The organism is Streptomyces sp. NPDC001508 (assembly GCF_040298665.1).
Lineage (GTDB): Bacteria > Actinomycetota > Actinomycetes > Streptomycetales > Streptomycetaceae > Streptomyces.
The window spans coordinates 49,280-72,459 of sequence record NZ_JBEPAP010000004.1 but is presented as its reverse complement, the minus strand read 5'-3'; the positions used below and the strand labels follow the sequence as shown (position 1 = coordinate 72,459).

Annotated in this window: 1 protein-coding gene; it reads right to left on the bottom strand. The window is 73.1% G+C overall.

What is annotated here, in order from left to right:
• Window positions 1-30: 30 nt before the first annotated feature.
• The gene (locus tag ABT245_RS05940) at window positions 31-23,178 is read right to left on the bottom strand and encodes a lonely Cys domain-containing protein (protein WP_351729128.1); all 23,148 of its coding nucleotides are present in this window, start codon (window positions 23,176-23,178) and stop codon (window positions 31-33) included.
• Window positions 23,179-23,180 lie beyond the last annotated feature (2 nt).

Here is a 23,180-nt window from a genome sequence, read left to right as displayed (position 1 = left end):
GTCCAGGTGGTGGGAGAGGCGATCGGGGGATCACGGTCGGTTCAGCAGTGGTTCGTCCGCCGGGGACGGTTCGAAGTGCCGTACGGAGCCGTCCCGTTCGGTGAGCGTGATGCGGATGCCGAGATCGGCAGCGGCCAGGACGGCGGCGGTCTCGGTGACGGTGGCGTCGGCGTCGCCCCACTGCCGCAGCAGGCGGTACCGCTGGGCGAGGGAGAGGGTGACCTCTGCCGGTGTCAGCCCTCCCGCGAGGGTGGCGTATCCGAGTTGGTCGCCCGTCAGTTCGGCGCCCACAGCCTTCAGTTCGCCGATGGTCAGCGTGGTGCGGGTTCCTGCCCAGTCGTCGGCGGCGAGGCGCGGGACACGGTGCGCCGCGTCGGGTTCGGCGAGCCGGGACTCGACCCAGCGGTGCAGCGCGTCGGCGGGGTCCGGCCCCGAGAGCACCGCGCCCAGGCCCGGTCGGCCGAGCCGCCCCGGCGCCCCGGTGTGCAGCGCGCCCGCCAGGGCTGCCGGCAACCAGTCGCCGCCGCCCACCGGCTGACGCAAGGTCAGCACCGTGGCGTCCGGGTCCGGGGCGGACGGCCGCGGCGCCCGCGGGGCCACGGCGACGGGGACCGTCGGGGACACGGAGGACCTGGTCCCGGGGGCGGCGGAGGCGCGGGAGGACGTCGAGGTGCCGCCGGGCACGGCGACGGGGAGCGGGACCGTGGCCGGGCGCCTGAGCGGCCTCGGGCGGATGAAGGTCCAGTCCCCGCTCCTGCTGTACTCCGTGGTGGTCATCACGAGGTCGATCACTCCCGTCGACGGGTCCTCCCGGAGATCCGTCCGGCGCCGGGTCGCGACGACCACGCGGCTGACGGCGTCCCGGCCCGCGAGTGCCTTGCCGAACATCCGGGTGTCCGGGCCGAGACCCACGGGGACGATGCGCGTCTCGCTGGGGGGCGTCGCCCTCATGTCGGGATCGTGGCGGATCAGTTCGGCGACCTCCTCGTAGGGCACGGACCGGGAGGTCCCGTCGGGCCACGGCATGGCGACGGTGTCCGGTTCCGTGCCGGGAGCCAGCACCACGACGTACGGGGTGCCGCGGTCAGGTCCCGTGGTCCACGGAGTGGGGTAGTCCGGCTGAGTGCGGCCACCGGTCGGATCGAGCACGGCGTACCGTCCGGTGTCGAGCAGGCCGGTGTACGGGTGCGGCGACCAGTTCCGTCCCACGGCACGGTCGCTCGTGCCGAAGACGCGGGTGCTGTCGTCCAACGCGCCGTGCCGTTGCAGGTCGAAGGCGGCGAGCGCGGTCGCGCTGTGGACGTCACGGCCGACCGCCGCCGCCGCGGCCGCCGTCCACAGCAACGTCTCCCGATGCGCCGGGTCACCGGGATTCTCGCCCGGCGGCAGGTGCAGCACCCGCCGGGTGAGGTCATCGGCGTCCGGGTGGTCGTCCACCGCCTCGACGGCCCTGACGGTGGCCCACAGCAGCCACTGGCGGTCAGCCGGGGTGACGCTCCGGCCGGGCGGAATCCCCAGCACCTGCCGGGCCCGCGCATCGAGGTCACCCGTGGCCAGCAGCTCCCGTGCCCGGTCGACGGCCGGGAGGGAGACGAACGCCGACAGGGCTGCCGTGCCGTCGGCGTCCACAGCGGCACGCGCCGCCTGAAGCGTGGCACGCACATCGGCCGGGTCCAGGGACGGGGGCAGCGGGGTACCGGCCACGGGCCACCGTCCGGTGTGCGCCCAAGTGACCCGCTCCAGCAGATCGAGGGTGAACGCGCCACCACCCGCGCGGTCCGCATCCCGCCGCCGCATGACCTCCAGGGCGCCGAGGCCGCTCAGCAGCGCCCGGTGGGCGTTGCGGTCGTCCTCCACCTGGACGCCGAAGGTCAGCCGCAGGGCGCGTACCAGCCGCAGGGCGGTGTCCCGCTTCTCCCGCGCGTCGATCCGCAGGCCGCCGAGACCGGCGGTCTCGGCGACGGCGTCCAGACCGTCCTGGTCGGGCTCCGGCCGCGTCTCCGTCCAGTCGGCCAGGGACCCCAGGGCGGACGTGTACACCCCCTGTTCGGCCTTGCGACCGTCGTTCCAGAAGACGTGCATGCGGTTGGGGGAGAAGACGGTGCGCTTGTTCTCGTTGGCGACGTCCTGGGCGACGGACGTGACCGCGAGGCGGTCGGCGACGAAGGGGGTGGGGCTGTCGTAGCCGACCTGCTCGCCGCTGGCGGCCGCGTCACCCCAGCACGAGATGAGCACGATCGGAACATCGCGGGCGAGTCTGCGCAGGCTGGGCCGGCGGCGCAGATAACGGCCGGTCGACGGGCCCGGCATGTTCCTCGGTCGGGAGTCGGTACCGACCACGTGGTTCAGGCCCGGCCGTCCGTGCAGCCACAGGAAGTAGGGCTTGCGCCCACGCCACGGCACGGGGCGCGGGGCACCGACCGGCCTCTCGGTGATCGGGTCGACGGCATACCACTGGCTGGACGACACCAGGTCCGCGACGCTTCCTTCGCGCAACCACTGGCCGTCGCCGTCCATCAGCATCCGGCCGGTCGAGCGCCCGTCCAGGGGCATGGTGACGCTCTTGATCTCGTCGGCGTGGACGGTGGTCCCGTCGGTCAGAAGCAGCTCCGCCGGCCCGTCCGACGGGTCGGCTTCGGCCCAGTCGTCCGGCTCGCTCGCGACCCAGGCGCCCAGCGGCAGCCCGGCGTCACGGTCGTCCAGCACGTTGACGCGACGGCGGGCGCTGTGCGGATACCTGCCCAACACCGGCGTACCGGTGTGTGCCCACACCGTCCGACCGCTGCGGAACGCGGCCCGGCCGGGCAGTTCCAGGCCCATGTCGGCGGCCTTCGGCGAGACCAGGACCACCGGAACGGCGGGGTCGGCGCGCGTCAGGACGGGATCCATGGTGAGGAGTTCGGCGAACACCTTGGGGGAGATCCGCCACCGCCTGCCGTCGGGCAGCGCCAGCTCGACTGCCGTGTGGTCGCCGCCCGCCGTGGCGACCAGGTACGGGTCGGGCGCCCCGGCCCGCGCCGCCCAAGGACCGGGCTGGGGCGTGCTGGTGAAGTTCCTGAGCGACACCACGTGAAACTCGGCGGTGTCGACTTCCTTGCCCGCCTGGTCCGTCCACTGGCGGCCCCGCGGTGTGCCGTCCGGCGCGGTGAGCAGGGTGTCGTCCGAGAACAGGCCCTGCCGGCTCAGATGGAAGGCGGTCAGGGCGGCCGCGCCGGTGGCCCGCCCGGCTGCCATCGCGTCGGCCACCAGGTCGTAGAGGTCACGCAGTTCGTCCGGCACGGCATCGGTGTCGAGGGAGTTCCCGGGTGCTGCCGAGTGACCGCTCTGGTGCGCGGGAGCCTGGGCGGCGGCCGGGACGGCGGCCGGGACGGCGGCCGGGTCGGCGGCCGGGTCGGCGTCTGGGCGGCCCAGAACCAGTTCGGCGACCTCGGCGAGACTCAGCGAGGAGGGCCGGGTCCCGAGGGGATCGAGCCCTGGGTAGAGCCGCCGCAGCGTGTCGAGCACGGGGGACAGCGGCGACCGCTCGACGTCGATGACCGCACGGCGCCGCTCGGCACGCCCGTCCGTCGCGACAGCCCTGTCGCTCGCCGGTCCGCTACGGCCCCCGCTGCGCACGGCGATCGGGAAGTCCTCGACGCGGGCCTGTCTGCCCCGGCGCGCCCCCACCGCGGCCAACGCCGCGCCCGAGGCTGCCAGTTCACGGCCGATCGCGGCACGCAGCGCATCGGCCACCGCCTGCGCCCGGCCTTGACCGGTGCGCTCCGCCTGCCGCACGGCCCCGGAACCGATCGCGAACCGGGGGCCGTTGCCGTACCCGGTGACGGCGATCTGGGGTAGGCGAAGCCCGGCGCTCACATCGCGCAGCCCGTCGGCCACGATCTGCCGCGCCAGATCATCGATCTGCCGCAGCCCTTCCTCATCGAGGCCCTTGTCGCCCTCGACGAAGTCGAGGTACGGCCGGGACGGTGCCCGGACCGGTACGGCGGCGGTCACCGCGAGCGTACGCGCCGGGTGCGGTGAGCGCGCCTTTGCGGAGGCGGGCACGTCACCGGCCGACGGGGCACCGGGCCCCGGGGACGACGTGGCGCGGACGACCGGAGCGGGCGCGGCACCGGACACGGACGACGACGTGGGCACGGGCGCCGCAACGGGAGGCGGATCCGGGGTGGGGTGCGGATCCAGGGTGGGGTGCGGATCCAGGGCGGGGCGAGGGTCCGAGGCGGGACGCGAGTCCGAAGCAGGACGCGAGTCCGAAGCAGGACGCGAGTCCGAAGCAGGACGCGAGTCCGAAGCAGGACGCGGGATCGTGGGGGAAAGCTTGCCCGGATCGGAGTCGGGCTTCGCACCATGCCGGACGGACAGCTCGTCCAGATCCGTGTCGGACAGATCCGTGTCGGACAGATCCGTGTCGGACAGATCCGCGCTGGACAGATCCGCGCTGGACAGATCCGTGTCGGACAGATCCGTGTCGGACATCTCGTCGTCCAGGTCGGACCAGTCGTCGGAACTCGTGTCGGTGTCCGCGCCGACCGCCGCTTCCGGTGCCGGTGCCGGGGGCGGGGCGGCGGCGCTGAGCGGGGTGAACTCGGTCGCCGGGGCCGCGGCGGTGACGACGATCGGCGACCGGCCCGTCGGTGGCGGCGAGAACTGGGTGAGCTGCCGCGCCTGCCACGCGTCGCCGGGCTTGGTGGCGGCCCAGTCGGCGGCGGAGCTTCCGCCCACGGAGAACGGCCCGTTGTTCCCGGCGCGCCCCAGTCCCGCCATCCCCCATGACGTCCAGACGGGCCGGGCCGTGGCCCAGGAGACCTCGTGCCGCAGCGGGAGCGGGGCGCCGGGCTGGGGCGCCGCGGCACCGGCCGGCGCTCCGGCCAGCACGATGTCGGTGGTCAACAGGTCACGGCCGACGAGATCGGGGTCGCGGGCGATGAGTTCGGCGACCTCCGCGTCCGGCACGGCGAACCGTCCGCCGGGCAGGTTGAGCCAGGTCCGGCCGGAGCCGGCACCGCCCACCGAGACGACGTACGCGGGATCCTTGCCCTGGGCGAGCCAGGGCGAGGGGGCCTCGCCCGTGCGGCGCAGCCCGCCGCCGGGCCCGGGCGTCACGGTGCCCAGAACGGACGCGTCCAGGTGCGCGCCCGTCGGCAGCGGTTGCGCCCAGTTACGGCCGGACGGCCGGCCGGCGGCGTCGCGCATCCCGGTCTGCGCGGCGAAGGCTCCCCGTTCCTCAAGGTGGAACGCGGCCAGCTCGACCAGGTTGTTCGGGTTGCGTCCGGCGGCGATCGCCCTGGTGGCCAGCCAGCCCAGCTCGACGCGTTTCGCGGGGTCGGGCGCGTTCAGGTGCAGCACCCTGGCGGCGGTGCCGCCCACGTCGGCCACCCCGCTGAGCCATTCGAAGGATCTCACCTGGGCCCAGAACAGGCGTGAGGTCTCCCGCTCGCCGACCGTGGCCGACGGGTCCAGGCGCAGCACCTTGGCGGCCGTCGCCGAAGGGTCCTTGAAGGAGCGTGTCTGCTGGGCGACCCCGACGAGGTGCGGCACCCGGACGAAGTCGGTCAGCGCGGTGCCCTGGGGCGCGGCTGCCGCCCGCGTGAGCAGACCGCGGTAGGCGGCGGCGTCCACCGGGCCCGGACCGCCGCCGTGGTCGCGCCGGTCGGCGAAGGCCGCACGCTGGAACAGGTCCATGGTGAAGGGGCCCGTCCCGGCCAGCTTCGGATCCCGGTGCCCCATCGCCTCCAGCGCGCCGATGCCGCGGAGCAGGTCGTCGTAGGAGGGGTCCTCGTCGATGCCCGGGCCGAGGGCCAGCCGCAGCGCTCGCACCAGCCGCAGGGTCCGGTCGAGGATCTCCCTCGGCACCGGTCCCGCGTCGGTGTGCAGGCCCGCGGTGCGGGCGCGGTCGGCCAGTTCCGCGTCCAGCGGCTCGGGCCAGAACTCCAGGATCCGGCCGTACCGCCCTTGCGCGTCGGTGTACACCCCCTTCCAGAAGCTCGGGTTCGGGCCGGTCGTTTCCTGGTGACCGGTGGCGCGGTCCACGGCCTGTACCCGTTTCCGCGTGCCGTTCGCCACGATCTGGGCGACCGGCAGGTCCGCGAGCGGATCGGCGGTCGGCGGCAGGGAGACGGCGACGTTCCCGGCCGTGTTCGCGTTCCCGCCGTCGGCGCTTCGACCGGCCCAGCACGCCTCCAGGTAGATCCAGTCCTGGTCGCGGAGCCGGCGCACGCTCGGCCGTCGCTTGAGCCAGCCCGTGAAGCTCTCGCCGGACGCGCGGTAGGTCCTGCCGTCCTCCTGCGGTACGGACAGGCTGTCCGGCAGGCCGTGCAGGATGAGGTGGTACACCCGCTCGCCGGGACGCGCGCCGGTGTTCAGCGGGATGGCCGGGGTACTGGCGAACGAACCGGGGTGCACCTGCCGATAGGACGTGATCTTGTGGAGGTTGCGATACAGATGCTCCCGTTTCCCGGCCAGTTCGGCGGGGCTGAACAGCGCCCGGCCGAGCTGCGGGTGGCCGTCCTCGTCGGCGACGAGGGCGAAGCTGACCATCCGGCGCTCCCACTCGGGGACGTCCGTGCGGTCCTCCGGTACCACCTCGCCGGGGCTGCTGCGGATCCAGTCACCGCGTGGCACGCCCGGTTTCTTCTCCAGGGTGAGCGTGGCGGGCGTCACGTCGTCCGGTGTGCTCAGGGCGGGCGTACCGCTGGTGGACCACACCTCGCGGCCGAGCCGGTCGGCGAGTGCGCGCGGCAGCTTCAGCTCCCCGGCTCCGCCGCGCGGGACGACCAGCACCACGGGGACGTCCTGGGGCAGTTGTGCCAGCACCGGGTCCATGGCCAGCAGTTCGACGAACACCTCCTGCCCCACCGTGACCTCGGTGCCGTCGCGCAACTCCACGGTGACCGCCTCGGAGTTGCCGCCCGCCAGGAGCACGAACGGTCGTGGCCGACCCGGCGCCGGCCGCCACGGTGCCGGCCGGGGGTCGTTCGCCTCGAATGTTCCGTCGTGTTCGACGAGCACCGCCGTGGTGTCCAGGTTCAGGTCCAGGTGCTCGCCGGTGCCCGGCCGGTCGATCCAGTTGCGTCCGTACGGGGTGCCGTCGGAGCCGGTGAGCGCGGTCGCCGGGGACTGGCTGCCCCGGAGGGTGAGACCGAAGGCGGTCAGCGTCGCCAGGCCGCGGGCCTGTGCCACGGCCGGGTCGAGGGCGATACGGAACAGGTCCCCGTGGTGCTCGTCGGTCACCGCGGTTCCCGGGTCGAGGAGCAGCACCTCGCGGGCCACGGCGTCCAGGTCGAACGGCCCCTCGCGCAGCGCGGAGTCCTGCGCGGACTGCCGTAGCCGGTCCAACCGTCCGACGGTGTCGTGCAGTTGCGCATACAGCCGGTTGCGGGTGATGCCGCCACCGAAGATCCGGACGAGTGCCTGGTGGTACCGGGCGTCGGGGGCGGGCGGTGCGGGAGCGAGTGTCTCCTCCGGTTCGGGTGTGTCCAGGTCCATGTCCGCCGAGCCGAGGGAACCAGTTGGGGAACCAGGATCGACGGGCGCGGAGGTCAGTGTCCGCGGGCCGGCAGAGGTGCCGTTGGACGTGGTGACCGGGGGCGGGGCGGGGGCCGGAGCCGTGGCGGGGGGTGGGGCCGTGACCGGAGCCGGAGCAGGGGCCGTGGCAGGGGCCGTGACCGGAGCCGGAGCCGGGGCAGAGGCAGGGGCCGTGACCGGAGCCGTGACCGGAGCCGGAGCCGGAGCAGGGGCCGTGACCGGAGCCGGAGCCGGGGCAGGGGCCGTGACCGGAGCCGTGACCGGAGCCGGAGCCGGGGCAGGGGCAGGGGCAGGGGCAGGGGCAGGGTCCGTGACCGGGGCCGGGGCAGGGGCCGTGACCGGAGCCGGGGCAGGGGCAGGGGCCGTGACCGGGGCCGGGGTCGGTAGGGGCGGGGGGCGGTGGAGGGTCCAGTTGCTGTCGTTGTAGGGCGGCGGCACGGTCAGTTCGAGGGACATCGTGTTCTTGGTGGCGTCGTGACGCAGTTCCAGCGGGCGCAGAGTCGCGATCACGCCGCGGCCGACGGAGGCCCGGTCCGTGAACAGGTCGACGAGTTTCCCGGTGTCCGGGCCGAGGCCCACGGGGACGACACGCACCCCGCTGACAGGCGTCATGCCCCGCATCACCCGGTCATGGCGGGCCAGTTCGGCGATTTCCGCGTAGGGAACGGACCGGGTCGTCCCGTCGGGCCATGGCATGGCGACCGTGTCCGGTTCGGCACCCGGGGTGAGGAGCACGAAGTACGGGTGGCCACGATCAGGTCCCGCGGCCCACGGCGTCGGATGTTCCGACGACGCACGCCCCCCGGTCGGATCCACCACGGTGTACCGTCCGGTCTCCAACCGGCCGGTGACCGCACGCGGTGACCAGTTCCGCCCCGCAGCACCACCACCCGTGGAGGAGACGAGGCTGCCGTCGTCCAACGCACCATGCCGCTGCAGGTCGAAAGCAGCGAGCACGACCGGACTGTGGACGTCACGGCCGATCGCCGCCGCCCCGGCAGCCGTCCACAACAACGCGTCCCGATGCGCCGGATCACGGGGGTCCTGCCCGGCCGGCAGGTGCAACACCCGCCGGGTGAGGGCATCCGCGTCGGGATGGTTGTCCACCGCCTCGACAGCCTTCACCACGGCCCAGACGAACGCCCGGCGATCAGCCGGCGTGACACTCTCCCCCGCCGCCATGCCCAGCACTTGGCGGGTCCGCGCAAGCGGACCACCCGTGGCCATCAGCAGCTCCCGCGCCCGGTGCACGGCAGGCAACGAGACGAACCCCGACAACTGCGCCTGGCTGTCGGCGTCCAGAGCGGCACGCGCGGCCCGGAGCGTGGCCCGCACATCAGCCGGACGCAGGGACGGGGGCACAGGTTTTCCGGCCACTGGCCGCTGTCCGGTGTGCGCCCATGTCACCCGCTCCAGCAGATCGAGCGTGAACACACCCCCGAACGCGTAGTACTTATCCCGCCGCCGCATGACCTCCAGAGCGCCCAGCCCGCGCAGCAGTTCCCGGTATTCGTTCCGGTCGTCCTCCACCGACACCCCGAAGATCCGACGCACGGTGCGCACCAGCCGCAAAGCGGCATCCCGCCGCTCTCCCGCACCGATGGCCGGATCGTCCAGACCCGCCATCCGCGCGACGGCGTCCAGACCGGCCTCATCCGGCTCCGGCCGCACCTCCCGCCATTCGGCCTGGGTCCCCAGAGAGGATGTGTACACCCCATGCCGGGATCCCCCGCCAAGGTCCTGCGTCAAGTGCGTCCGGTTCGGCGCGAAGACGGTGCGCCGGTTGTCGTTGGCGACGTCCTGGGCGACGGAGGTGACCGCGAGGGGATCGCTGACGAAGGGGGCGGGCCGGTCATGGTCGGGCCGTTCCTCGCTCGCGAGGCTGTCCGCCCAGCACGAGATGAGCACGATCGGAACGTCCGGGGCGAGTCTGCGCAGGCTGGGGCGACGGCGGAGGTAACGGCCGGTCGAGGGGCCCGGCATGGTTCTGTGCCGTCCGTCGGTACCGACCACCTGGGTTCGCCCGGGGTTTCCGTGCACCCACAGGAAGTAAGGCTTACGCCCCTTCCACGGCACCGGACGCGGGCCACCGACCGGCTCGTTGGTGAGGGGGTCCAAGGCGTACCACTCCGTGGACGACAGCATGTGGGAGGCGTCCGGTTCACGCGCCCAGTGGTCACGGGTGCCCATCAGCATCCGGCCGGACGAACGGCCGTCGACGGGCAGGGTGACGCTCTTGATCTCGTCGGCATGGACGGTGGTTCCGTCCGTCAGGGGCAGCTCCGCCGACACGTCCGACTGGTCGTCCTGGGCCCAGTCGTCCGGTTCGCTGGCGATCCAGGTGCCCAACGGGTGTTGCATCACACGTTCGTCGGACACGTTGATACGCCGGCGGGAGGTCTGCGCATCCTCGCCCAGCCTCAGGCGACCGGTGTGGGCCCAGACCGTCCGCCGGGTACGGAACGAGGTCAGACGGGGCAGGTCCAGGCCCATGTCGGCGGCCCTCGGTGAGACCAGTACCACCGGAACGTCGCGGTCCTGGCCCGCCAGGACCGGATCCATGGTGAGGAGTTCGGCGAACACCTCCCGGGAGAGCCGCCACCGCCTGCCGTCGGGCAGCGCCAGCCTGACTGTCTCGTGGTCGCCATGGGTGGCGACCACGTACGGGGCGCGCGCGCCGGCCTTCGCCCAAGGTCCGGGGAGGGGAATGCCGTTGCTCCCGGTCAATGGCACCTGGTGATACGTGGCGGTGTCGTCGGCCTCCTTGCCGGCTTGTTGGATCCAGTTTCGGCCCCGAGGTGTGCCGTTCTCGGTGAGCAGGGTGTCGTCCTCGAACACGCCCTGCCTGCTCAGGTGGTAGGCGGCCAGGGCCGCCGCGCTGGAGTCCCGCCCGGCGGCCATCGCGTCCGCCACCAGGTCGTACAGGTCACGCAGCTTGTCCTGCCCGGTGCCGCGGGCGGCAGCCGTGCCGGCGGGGAAGCTCAGCGCAAGGTCCGCGACCTCGTCGAGACTCAGTGACGACGAGGTGGATCCGAAGAAATCGAGTTGCGGGTAGAGCTGTTGCAGCCTGTCGAGCACGGGGGACAGCGGCGACCGCTCGACGTCGATGACCACCCGGCGCCGCGCGAGGGGCCCGTCCGCCGCATAGGTCATACCGCTCACCGGGACCGTACGCCCCCCGCTGCGCACGGCGACCGGGAAGTCGTCGACCCCGACCGCCTTGTTCCAGCGCGCCCGCACCTCCGCCGACGCCGGACCGGACGCGGCCAGTTCACGGCGGATCGCGGCACGCAGCTCGTCGGCCACGGCCTGCGCCCGGCGCCTGCCGGTGTGCTCCGCCTGCCGGACGGCGCTGGAACCGATGGTGAACCGGGGGCCGTTGCCGTAGCCGGTGACGGTGATCTCGGCAACGCTCAGCCCGGCGCTCAGTTCGCGCAGCCCCTGGGACACGATCTCCTTGGCCAGTTCACCGATCCGCTGGAGCCCGTCCTCGTCGAGGCTCTTGTCGCCCTCGGCGAAGTCGATGTGCGGCCGGGGCCGTGCCGGGACCGGTACGGCGGCGGCCACCGAGAGCGTGGCGGCCGAGTGCTGGGAGCGCGTCTCACCGGATGTCCGCACATCGGCGGCCGGTGTGGAACTCGTCAGGACAGAAGACGCGCTGTCAGAGACCCGCGCGGCCACACCGACGTCCGAGACGTCCGACGTGAGCACGGATGCCGTGGCCGAAACAGACGACTCGGACACAGGCCCCGGGACGGAAGCGGGCGACGCGGGCGCGGGGGGCGGAACCAGAGCAGACGACCCGGGCGCGCGCGCCGGGACAGGAGCGGCCGACGCGGGCACGGGCCTCGGGACAGGAGCGGGTGGCTCGGGCGCCGGGGCCGGAGCAGGTGACTCGGGCGCGGCGGGCGGGGCCGGAACAGACGACTCGGACACGGACGCCGGAGCCGGAACAGACGACTCGGGCGCGGCGGGCGGGGCCGGAACAGACAACTCGGACACGGACGCCGGAGCCGGAACAGACGACTCGGACACAGGCCCCGGGACAGGAGCGGGCGACGCGGGCGCGGGGGGCGGAACCAGAGCAGACGACTCGGGCGCGGGCCCCAGGACAGGAGCGGGTGGCTCGGGCGCTGGGGCCGGAGTGGGTGGCTCGGGCGCGGGGGGTGTCGGGGTAGTCCGGGGGACGAAGTGGGTGTCGGTCCGTTCCGGGGGGCGTAGGCCCAGATCGCCGCGGAGCCGGTCGGCGAGCGTCCTCGCCTCCCTCCGCGAACCGCCCGTCACCAGCAGGTCCGCCACCTGCCGTACGGCATCCCGGACATGGTCCACGGCGAGCCGGGGGTCGGCGAAGGCGGACTCCCGCTCCACCCGGGTGATCAGACCGAGGGCCCGGTACCAGTTCCGCCGGATGTCCCCCCGGTTGGCTCCCGGGTCGGCTTCCAGCGCGCTGTCCGCGAACCGCGCGTACGTCTCGTTCCACAGCCGCAGGGTCGCGCGCGCGGCGACGGCACGGATCGGCTGCGGCCAGTGACCGGTGCCGACCATCAGCTCGCGGACCTGGTCCACCGGATCGTCGGCGTCGTAGATGCCCTCGGGGTCGGAGATGCCGAGTCCTGAGCGATCGGCCGGAAGGTCGCTATCCGTCAACTGCCGGGCGATCCACCGACGTTGGGACTCGTCGAGGTCGGAGACCGGGACGTCGAGCGCGGCCGGGTCCACGCCCAGCCCCCTGTCCACAGACGGCTCGGTCGCCACCGTCGTCACCGGCGTCGTCAGCGACGTCGACTCCGTCGGCGTCACCGGCTTCGACTCCGTCTCCGTCACCACCCGCATCGGCGGAGGCGGGGGCGGAGGTGGAGGCGTCGAAGCGGGCGGCGCGGGGAGCGGTGAAGTGGTCGTGGTCGTCCGCTCGGTGACGGCCGTCGCGGGGGCGTGCGGGCGGGGCAGGGCGGACAGGTAGGAGTCGCCCCGGCGGTACACGGTCGCCTCGCCGACCGGTCCGGTCGCGCGCGGCCCCGCGCCGGAGTACCGCCGCGTGGAGCCGTCCTCCTCGACCACCGTCAGGTTCACGCCGAGCGTGCGCGCGGTCAGGGCCGCGGCCAGGTCGGCCGTGTCGTCGTCCCAGCGGCGGGCCCGCTGCACATGGAGCCGCACCAGACTCCGCCGCTGGAAGGGGGTGAGCCCGTCGCGTACGGCGTCGGTCAGGCGTCCCCCGTCGGCCTCGACACCGGCCCGCAGGGCCGCGTCGCGTGAGAAGCCGCGGCCGATCCTGATGTCCAACTCCCGCGTGTGGAACACCGCGTCCGGATCGAGGGCCGGGTCGTCGGGCATGTAGCGGCTGCGGGCCACCCGGGCGGCCAGCTCGGCGAGGGGCATGGGCCGGCCGCCGAGGGCGTGGGCGACGGCAGCGAAGAAGCCGTTGCCGTCCACGTCCGGCCGATGCAGGTCGTAGACCCGGCTGCGGCCGTCGGGTTCGGTGGCGGTCAGGGTGCGGTGGTCGGTGGCGGCGTCGAAGCGTACCTCGGCCCGCGCCGGGTCCGGCTGCCAGGGCGGCCGTGCGTAGGCGGGACGGGTCCCCCGGCCGGCGCCGCCGTCGGTCCCGCTCCTCTCACCGCCGTCCCGGTCACCGCCGTCCTTCTTGCCGCCGTCCTTCTTGCCGCCGTCCTTCTTGCCGCCGTCCTTCTTGGTCTCGTCCTTCTTGCCGTCGTCCTTCTTGGGCTCCGGGGGCTTGCTCTCGCCGTCGGCCGGCGGCGGGGTGAAGGTGACCTCGGCCGGTTCAAGAGTGGTACCGAGCTGCCGGCGTCCCGCCTCGGTGGCGTTGAGCTGGTGCCAGCGGGTCAGCCGGTCCACGCCCTCGCGCACCCGTGCGTACTCGCCGGCCAGTGCCTCGGCGGTGGTGCGGGCCAGCTGCAACCGCCCGGTGAACGCGTTCAGTCGGGCCCGTGCCTCGTCCCGGAGCCGCCGGGCCTCACTCACCTCGAACGCCGCAGCCCGCCGCAGGTCCGCCAGCCGTTTCCCGGCCCGTTCCAGCTGCTCCTCCTGCAGTGCGGCCCAGCCGTCGTGCTCGGGTTCCGCGGACTCGGTCTCGGCCTGGACACGCCGGTGGGCGTCGCGGGCCGCGACGATCTGCGGCAGGGTCTCGGGGTCGCGGGCGACGAGCCCGGCCAGGTCCCGCTCCGCCTGTTCCAGCGCCGTCTCCAGCCGCGCCCCCTCGCCGCGGCGCAGGTCCCAGTACTTCTTGTCGGCGGCCGTCCACGCCTTGTCCGCCTTGGTGACCGCGTCCCACGCCTTGGCCAGCTTCGGCGGGAAGCGGATGTCGTCGATGAGGCCGAGGTCGCGGGCGATGTCCTCACGCACCCAGGCCAGCACTGCGGTGTCGGTGGCCACCGCCTGCGGCGCGCGGGCGGTGTCGCCGAACGGGCCCCGCAGCAGCCGTACCGCCCCGCTGTCCTTGACGTGGTGACGGACGGCGGCCACGCTCAGCCAGGTGGTGGGGATGGCGAACAGGAACGAACGCGTCGTGTTCGGCTTGACGTTGACCGAGGCCAGCCGGTCACCACTGGCGGTGAAGGCTTCGGAGTCGGCGGAGGAGTCACCGGGTCCGGAGGCTCCCATCTGGTTGGAGCCGGTGTTCTGCGTGGAGGTGACGGGCCCGCCGCCCAGCGAGGACTCGGTGGTGCCGACGCGGCTGGCGGACATGCCGCCGGCGCGCGTGTCCCGTTTGGGCGCCTCGTGCTTCATCCCGTCCGTGACGGCGAGCAGTTCGGCCCCGCCGAAGTCGGGTTTGGAGTACAGCGTCAGGTCGCCGTCCGCGCCGCCGAAGAAGCCCCGGTCGGTCAGGCCCGGCACCTGGTACCCCTGCGCGGTCAGCGTGCGGTCGTAGAAGGCGGTCAGCGCCCCGTTGCCGGTGCCGTCCTCCAGGTTCTGCGCGGAGCCGGTGCCGGCCCGGGTCAGCGGGGTGTCCAGCGCCTTGCCGAGCAACTGCTCACTCGGCCGGCCGTCCCGCGGCACCTGGAGGGAGGAGTCGTACGCGGCCGCCAACGCCAGGGTGTTGGCGTCGTGCAGCTGGTCCAGGCCGATGATCCGGCGGACCTTGAAACCGTCCTCGGGCAGGGTGAACGGTTTTGTGCCGCGGTCGCCCGGATGCGGCACGTCGTGCCAGCCGCCCGGGCCCATGGCGCGCGGCAGGGCCACCTTGCGGGGAGCGCCGGGCGGCGCGAGGGCCGGCGGGGCGAGCGGATCGGGTTCCCCGGCGCCGCCTTCGGCCGGGGCGATCGGGTCGGGACGCATCAGGCTGAGGGGGTAGTGCTCGATCAGGTCGCCCACGTCGCCCTCGGAGACGACGGACAACCGGCGTCGGCCCGTGACCTTGCGCGCCCATCGACCGGCCCGCTCCTTGAGGCCGCCCTCGGTGGTGGCCGCACGGCCGGCGTCGGGGGTGCCGTGCGCGTCCCCGGTGTCCGTGACCTCCAGGCTCAGCCGGAGCCGGTAGCGGGTGACGTACTCGCCGTGCGCCTGGGTGGTCGTCGCCGTGGCGATGCGGACGCTGCCCTCGGAACGGTTCTGGCCCACGTTCTGCTGGGTGGAGCCGACCTCGGAGTAGGTGGGGCCCGCCGCCCGCACCGTGTCGTTGCCGGTGTGCACGCCCTCGGTGACGACGGTTCCGATGCTGGCGCCCGAGGCCCGGTCGCGGCCCTCCTGCACGGTCTCCACCGCCTGCCGGTGCTCCTCCAGCTCCACGCTGTGACCGAGGCCCGCGAACCCCGGCCCGTCACCCTCGGTGTCGGTGTCGGCCCGGGTGCGCGGCACCCGGACCGGAATCAGTTCCGCGCGGGCCCTGGCCTGCCGCTCACCGATCCAGAACTGCACGCTCTTCGAGCCCCAGCGGCCGATTCCCGCGCTCACCGAGGAACCGGAACCGACCATCTCCTTGCCGAGCGCCCGCACCACCCGGTCCGACATCAGCCGCAGGACGGCGTCCCGGTCCGCCTTGGACCAGCCGAGCGGGCGCAGCTTCTGGTCGAAGTCGAGCAGCACGGACGCCGCGTTGAGCGAGTTCACCGGGAATCCGCCGAAGGGGTTGTCCAGCAGCCACGGCTGCGGTGACCAGGAGCGGCGGGTGTAGAGGGGGACGCCGCCCTGGCGGTCGACGCTCCAGTGGTCGGTGAGCAGGCCCAGCCGGTAGGCGCTCTTCTCCGGGATGTGCCCCGTCCAGCCGTCGTCGACCCGCAGCCGCCGCCCGGCGGACCCGGCCAGCCGGCGCGGTATCCCGCGCCATCCGAGCGCCTTCTGGCCGACCGTGGAGGAGGCGGCCGCGATCTCGTGCTGGACGTCACCGTTCACCAGGACCTGGCGGTTGAAGTCCTTGCGGTTGATCTCGGCGACGGCGGACCGCGACACGGTGAGCACCCGGGAGCGGTCGAGCCGGTACGGGCTGACGGCGACACCGTAGGTGCCGGTCACTCCGGGGCCGGTGTGGTGGGAGTGCAGGTAGCCGAGCTGGCCGCCGAAGAACAGGGTGCTGACGCGGGAGTTGCGGCCGGCGGCCGGGGTGATGCCGCCGATGGTGGTCTCGGTGTCCACCGGGATGGCACCGGTCAGCGCGGTGAGGCTGCGGGGCACGATCGTCGTACGGTGCGCGAGGACCGAGGAGCGGTTCAGGTACGGCGCCTTGTCCCACAGCCCGGACACCCGCCAGGCCAGCGGGCCGGAGGTCTGGTCGAAGTTGGCGGTGAGGTACTGGCTCTGGAAGGCCCGCAGCACGGCGTCGTGCGAGGGGGCGCCTTCCTGCGACAGCAGCCATGAGGCGTCGGACGCCTCCTCCAGCGTCTCCTGGGCGGCCTGGGCGAGCCCGGGGTGGGTGGTGACGGTCAGGGTGGAGAAGGGGTGCCTCTGGTGCTCCTGGGGGCGGCGGCGCGCGGCCTGGTCGAACAGGGCGGGGGTGGCCAGGGCCAGATCGCGGGCGAGGCGGGGCGGCATGCGCAGCGGCATGCCGTGCAGGGGGTGCGGGTCACGGGGGGTGGTGCGGGCCGTGGGGACGTGTTCCACCGGGATGCTCAGCAACACCCGTCCGACCACCTGCGGGGGATCGTGCGGGGCCGGCCCGAGCAGATTGCTCTCCCGCTCGGAGAAGACGAACGGCTGGGTGCCCAGCAGGTTCAGGAAGAGGATGCCGCGCAGCAGGCTGCGGAACCGCCAGAAGCCGCCCCGCCGTGCGGTGATGGTGAGCTGGTAGCTGTAGAGGTGGGAGCCCTTGGTGCCGATCGACATGGCCTCGTGCGTGACGCTCGGGCCGTGGGAGCTGTCGGAGTCGTGCCGGGTGCCGTACCGTCCGCCGAGCGAGGCCGTGCCCGCGTGCAGCGGCACGCCGATGTTGTCCGTGCCGGCGTCGCGTGCCGAGAGCAGGCCCTCCGCGCCGATGTGCAGGCCGCGCCCGCCGCTCTGCTGCCCGCCCAGGTTCTCGCTGCCGGGCGCGCTGAACCGCAGCCGCAGGTCCTTCTGCGACCCCTCGAACCGCCGCCCGGTCAGACTGGCGTCGATCCACACGTACCGCAGGCCCCGGGTGATACGGCCGGAGTCGACCAGCGCGACGCGCAGCCCGCTGGTCATCATGGTTTCCAGGTTGCCCGCCATGCTGTGGTGGGTGAGCGTGTTCAGGACCTCCAGGGTGTTGGAGAGCACGATCTGGAAGTGGTCGGCGTCGCGCCAGCGCGGGTTGTCCGGGTTGAGTTCGGCGAGCGGCGCGACCAGGTCCGGGTAGACCCGGGCGACCTGGGCGACCATCTGCTCGGCGAGGTGTTCGGGGAAGGTGCGCTCCCGGCCGCCGTCGGTGCGGGTGAAGGCACCGTCGGCGAAGGTGAACTCCTCCGGGCGGGCCATGCCGAGGGTCGTCGGGTCGTCCTCGGCGAGATACGGCGGCACGGCGGGCTCGGCGCCGTGCGGCGGGTCCGCGTCGAGTCCGGCCAGCCGCCGGGCCTCCGTACGGGTCAGCCGTTCCACCGCCCAGGTCTGGAAGGTCTGGCTGCGCGGCGGCAGGCTCCACGTCCCCGGCGGGTTCTTGCGCAGCCTGCCGGGCCGCTCTTCCCCATCGCCCCGCTGGTCGGGCAGCGGGGCCTTGGTGTCGGGCGGCACGGTGACGGTGATCGTCTTCTGGACGATGTAGAGCCCGGTCGGGTCGCCCTTGGCCTGCCCCGCGGCCTTGATGGCGCCGGTGCCGCCGGTCGTCGAGGTACGGCCGCGGGAACTGCCGTAACGGACGTTGATCCCGAGCAGCAGACGCAGGTCGAACGCGCCCCGTTCCAGGCCGAAGAACTGGAAGGACGGCCCGACCGAACCGCCGACCTCGGTGTTCTTCGACCGGCCCACCACCCGTTCGTTGCGGATCGTGGCCTGGGTGATGTCCCGCAGTTCGGCGGCCTTGGTCTCGCTGATGCGGACCGCGTCGCCGGAGCGGACCTCCACCGAGAAGACGCCGAGCGGTGACTGGCCCGCCGAGTCACGGAACAACGGCGGTGTGGTGGTCCGGCCGGCGTTCAGCACCCGGCTCATCCGGTGGAAGCCGTCGGTGGAGAAGAAGTCGCTCAGCTGTGATCCGGCGACGCTGTCCGACTTCACCCCGGCCTGTTGCAGCGTCCACTCGCGGATGTGCGCCACGGGACCGTACGCCTCGGTGTTGACCAGGCGGTAGGAGGGTCTGCCGCCGAGGTCCATCCGGTCGGGCAGCGACTCCGGGAGCGCCTTGTCATGGGTGAGGCTGTCGGCGAGCCGGGCTCCCACCCCGTCCCGGACGGCGAAACCGAAGCGGACCGCCCCAGTGCCGCCGTCCCGGACGGCCTTGCCGGTCTCGTCGACGGGACGGCCCAGGCGGTCGGTGACCTTGACGTCGTACCAGACGTCCCCCAGGTGGGGGTGGGATCCGTCGGTGGTACGGGTCTCGATCTGGTTGAACGTCTGGTTCTGCATCGCGTACTGCGCCCGCTTGCCCCAGGACTTGCGGAAGTGGACCCGGCCCCAGACGTGGAACTGCTCCTTGACGGGCCCGAGCGGCACCAGCGGCACCAGCGAGGTGGATGTGCTGTTGACGGCGGTCCGGCCGGTCGTGGTGGTGGACCGCTGCATGGTGTCGACCTTGACCGGGTTGGCGTAGCCGAACGTGAACCGGCTCCAGTTCCCGTACGGGCGGGCAGTCACCGTGACGACGCGGGTACGGCCGCCAGCGGTGCGGTACGTGAACCGCTGCCCGTCGCCGAAGAAGCCGCGCGGATTGCGGGCCAGCCGCTGCTGTACGTTCTCCCGCAGGCTCCGCCCGGCGGTGCCCCACCGCTTCTTGGGCGCGGCGGCGGCCACCCGGCCCGGGAGCCGTCCGACGACCTCCGCCACGACCTGGTCGGCGCCGCGCAACTCGGGGTCGCTCTGGCCGAACGTGTAGGAACGGCGCACGACGTCAGCGGAGAGCCCGGGATGCAGGGCGGCGATGCCGCCCATGTAGGCGGGCAGCCGGGACCCGTCGGCGAACCGCACCGGTCCGCCGCCGTCCAGGGGGGCGGGAGGCAGGTCACGGTCGATACGCGGCGGTCGCCGCCGGTCGATGTCCTGGCCGACCCAGGTGGGCGGCCGAACCCCGCGAGGCGCCGGGGCCGCGGGCGGCGGCGCCGACGGCGGCACGGGCGGCGGCGCCGACGGCGGGACGGGCGGCGGCAAGGTCAGGGGCGCGTCCTCCGGGACGGTGGTCAGCGGGGTGGCGCGCGAGTGCCTGCGCGGGGGCACGGCGAAGCGGGAACGGCCGGCAGGGGGCGCGCTGTCCCTGCTCTCCGTCCCGACGGACCCGACGGCCCGCGTCACGGGAGCGGAGGACGACGTCTTCGGACCGCCGGGCTTGTGGGTGGCCGGTTCGGTGGTCGCTTCGGCGGACGGCGAGATGCCCGCCGACGTCACAACCGGGCCCGGCGGGGTGCCGGTGGGTGGATCGATGGCCGGCGGGGGGCCGGTGGGCGGGCCCGCGACCGAGGGCGTGTCAGTGGACGTTTCCCCGACGGGCGGGGCGCCGGAAAACAGGTCCGCGACAGGCGGCGTATCGGAGGACGTGACCACCGGGACCGGCGGGGTGTCCGAGGACGGGGTCGCGACGGGCGGGGTGTCGGAAGACGTGACGGCCGGGGGCGGGGTCGGCCGTTTGAGGGAACTGGGGCGGGCGGGTGTCCGCGCCCCGCCGGGGACTCGGACCGGCAGGCCCAAGCCGTCCCGGAGGCGGTCGGCGAGATCGGTGGCCGACCGCGGGTCGCCGCCCGTCACCAGCACCTCGGCGACCTGCCGTACGGCGTCCCGGTACGGTGCCCCGGCATACCGGAAGTCGGCGAGCACGGGGTGCGCCTCCGGCGGCAGCACCAGCGCCGTGGCCGTGTTCCACGCACGGGACGGGTCCTCGGCCGGGCTCCCCTTCGTCTCCCCCGCCGTGGAGTTCACGAAGTCCGTGTACGCGTCCCCCCACAGCCGTCGTGTCACGTTCGCGGCGATGGCGTCGAGGGACTGCGGCCACGGCCCGGGATCCAGCATCAACACCCGAACCTGCTCGACCCTGGACAACTCGATGCCCCGCAACGGGAATTGATCGACGCCGAGTTGCTCCTGCACCAGCATCGCGGGCGGGATCGTGATCCCGGCCGCCCTGAGCGCGTCGAGACCCACCGTGCCGTCGGCCTCGGGGTCCGGCGTGCCGGGGGGCAGATCCTCGGCGGAAACCTGTTGGCCGATCCACGCACGCTCGACGCCGTCATGGGGAACGACCGGAACGATGTCGGGCTGGGAGTCCGGCACAGGGCCGTACGGATCCACGCCCAGGTCTCGCAAGTGGCCCTCGATCCGGGCCACATCCGCCCAGGCACGCTCGGCGTCGGCCATGGCCTCGTGAAGGCCGGCGTCGTCGGTTGCCGCGCCCGGCTGCGTACCGTTCCGGAGTTCGGCCACGGAGTGGACGGCGTCTGTGAACGCCCGTATCGCCTGGGCGTGTTGGTCACGGGCGAGGGCGAGGTCCGCGTCGGACGCCGTGTCGATGTGTTCGCCGTCCGTGAAGTCGCCGTGCCTGTCGACCTCCGGCAGAGGTGACCTTCCCCTCGTGTTGCCGTCCGGGCCGGTGCCGGACGGGTTCGGCGCGCGCTGCCCGGGCACGTCCGTGGCGTGGCCGGCGTTGGAGGACGTGGTCACCGGGGACGGTGACGGGGCGGGCGGGGCGGGCGAGGGCGAAGGGGTGAGCGGGGCCGTGTTCGCATCCGGCTCCCTGGTCTCCCTCAGGTCCTGGCTCTGGTCCGGCTTCGCAGTCCCGGCCAGACCTTGACTCTGCTCCGGCTTCGCAGTCCCGGCCAGACCTTGACTCTGCTCCGGCTTCGCAGTCCCGGCCAGATCCTGGCTCTGCTCCGGCTTCGCAGTCCCGGCCAGATCCTGGCTCTGCTCCGGCTTCGCAGTCCCGGTCAGATCCTGGCTCTGGTCCGGCTCCCGGTTCTGGTTCTGGTCGGTCTGTGTGTCGACACGGTGCGTGGGGGTCTCGGAGCCGCTGTCAGAGCCGTTCTCGTCACCGTCACCGACGCTGTCGCCGTTGTCATACGTGGTGCGGTGACCGGTGGAGGACCCCGGAGCGGCGGTGTGCGGTGCCTCGCCGCCGACTGTGGGCGCCCGGCCGCCAGGGACGTCGTTCGTGCTGTCGGCCGAACTCCCCTCAGGCGTGGACTCCTCGTGCGTCTGGTCCTGGCCGGAGTGACCGGGAACGTCCGGGGCGGTCGAGGAGGAGGTGATCGGTCTCCCCGTGTCTCCGGACACACCCTGAGGCACCCCGCTGGACGACGGCGGAACAGTCACGCGCTGCGTGCCACCGTCAGCCGTCGACGGACGGCCGCCGGGAACCTCCGTCGTACGGTCGGCCGAACTCCCCTCAGGAGTGGACTGCTTGTGCGTCTGGTCCTGGCCCTGCTCCCCTCCCTCGCCCTGCCCATCGCTTAGGCCGGAACGAGCGGGGACGTCCGGGACCGTGGAGGACGAGGTGACCGGTCTCGCACCGGTGCTGTCACCAAGGGGCGGTTGTTGCGTGTTGACGTCCGCGTTGGCTGTGCCGGTGACGTCGACAGGGCCGCCGCCGCTGGTGCGCGGGCCATCGGAACTCCCGTTGAAGCCACCGAGGTTCCCGTCGACGCCCCCCACACCCCCGGTGAAGGTCCCCACGTTGCTCTCGAAGCGCCCCACACCCCCGGTGAAGTTCGCGACGTCGCCCTCGAAGCGCCCCTCGCTCCCCCCGTCGAAGCCCCCGCTGTCGAAGCCGGTACCGAAGTTCGTCGGGCCGCTTGTCAGGTCGAGCGAGGACGACAGTCCGCCGTTGGTCGCCCCGGTACCGTCGGCCCCCCGGTTGCCCCCGCCGCCGCCCTCCCCGCGACTGCCGGACGTATCGCCATGCCCGGACCTGCCGCCCATGCCGCCCGTGCCGCCGGAGGACCTGCCGCCCCAGTCCCGCGTGTTCGTGTCCCTGAAGCCGTTCGACGAGGGGCGCTTGAACGTCAGGTCATGCAGCGAGCCGAAGACTTTCCCGATGCCCGCCTCCAGGCCCGCCTCGACCCGTTCGCTGAGCCCGGCCCCGACGAAGGTCATCCAACTCGCGCCGAAGTTCCCGTAGAACGCCCCCATGGTGATGGCCTCGGCCAGCCACTCCGCCCCACCGTCGGCGACGAACTGCAAGGGCTGTTCCTTGAGATCGAAGTCGTGCTCGTCATCGTGGTGGCCCTTGCCGTCGCCGTGGCCGTCACCGCTCCTGGGGCCACCCGTGTCGTCCGGGCCGCCGCGGTGGTTGCCGTCGGGGAAGTCGTGGTGGTTGCCGTTCGGGACGTCGTTGCCACCACCCCGGTGCCTGCCGGGGCCGTTGATGTCGTCGGGGCCGAAGTTCTTGCCCCATTTGTTCGGCGGGTCCTTCAGGGTGTTGTCGAAGACCTTGTCGATGAAGCCGGTGACGTCCTTCGCGATGTTGCTGAAGATCGACGCGAACCCGCCGGCCAGCCCGCCGACGAACGCGCTGATCCCGACGTCCTTCCAGTCGATCCCGTCGGGCCGCTGGCCGTCCGGGCCCCACTTCATCAGGGCCAGCCGGACCACCAGGGTCTGGAACGCCTCCTCGATCGCCTCCGTGATGCTCGGCAGGAAATGCAGACGTGTGCTCAGCTCAAGCAGGATCACCAGCATCCGGGCCTTGGCGACCAGCTTGCGCACGGCGATCGCGCTGAGCGAGGTGCCGCCGGTGAAGTACGACAGCGCCGTGAGCACGGCGATCTCCACCGCCAGCCTGATCAGTTCGGCGATGAGCTGCCACTTGGCCTCGCGGACGTCCATGGCCGTCTTCCGCAGCCCGCCCGCCACCTCGGTCATGCCGTCGGTGAGCTGGTCGAGGTAGGGCAGGACCTCGTTCATGGAGTCGATGAAACTCGCCCCGACGTCACCGGGCAGCGCGTCGCCGACGTACTTGATGGCGTCGCGTATCTTCCCCTTCAGGATGTCGACATTGCCCTTGGTGGCCAGGTAGTCGAGGTTGCGTATGTTGGCCTCGTCCTCATCCGTCCTGGGGAACCGCTCTCCCGTCAGGATGAAGATCATGGCCTCTTGCCATGCGTTGGGCTTGAGCGTCATGA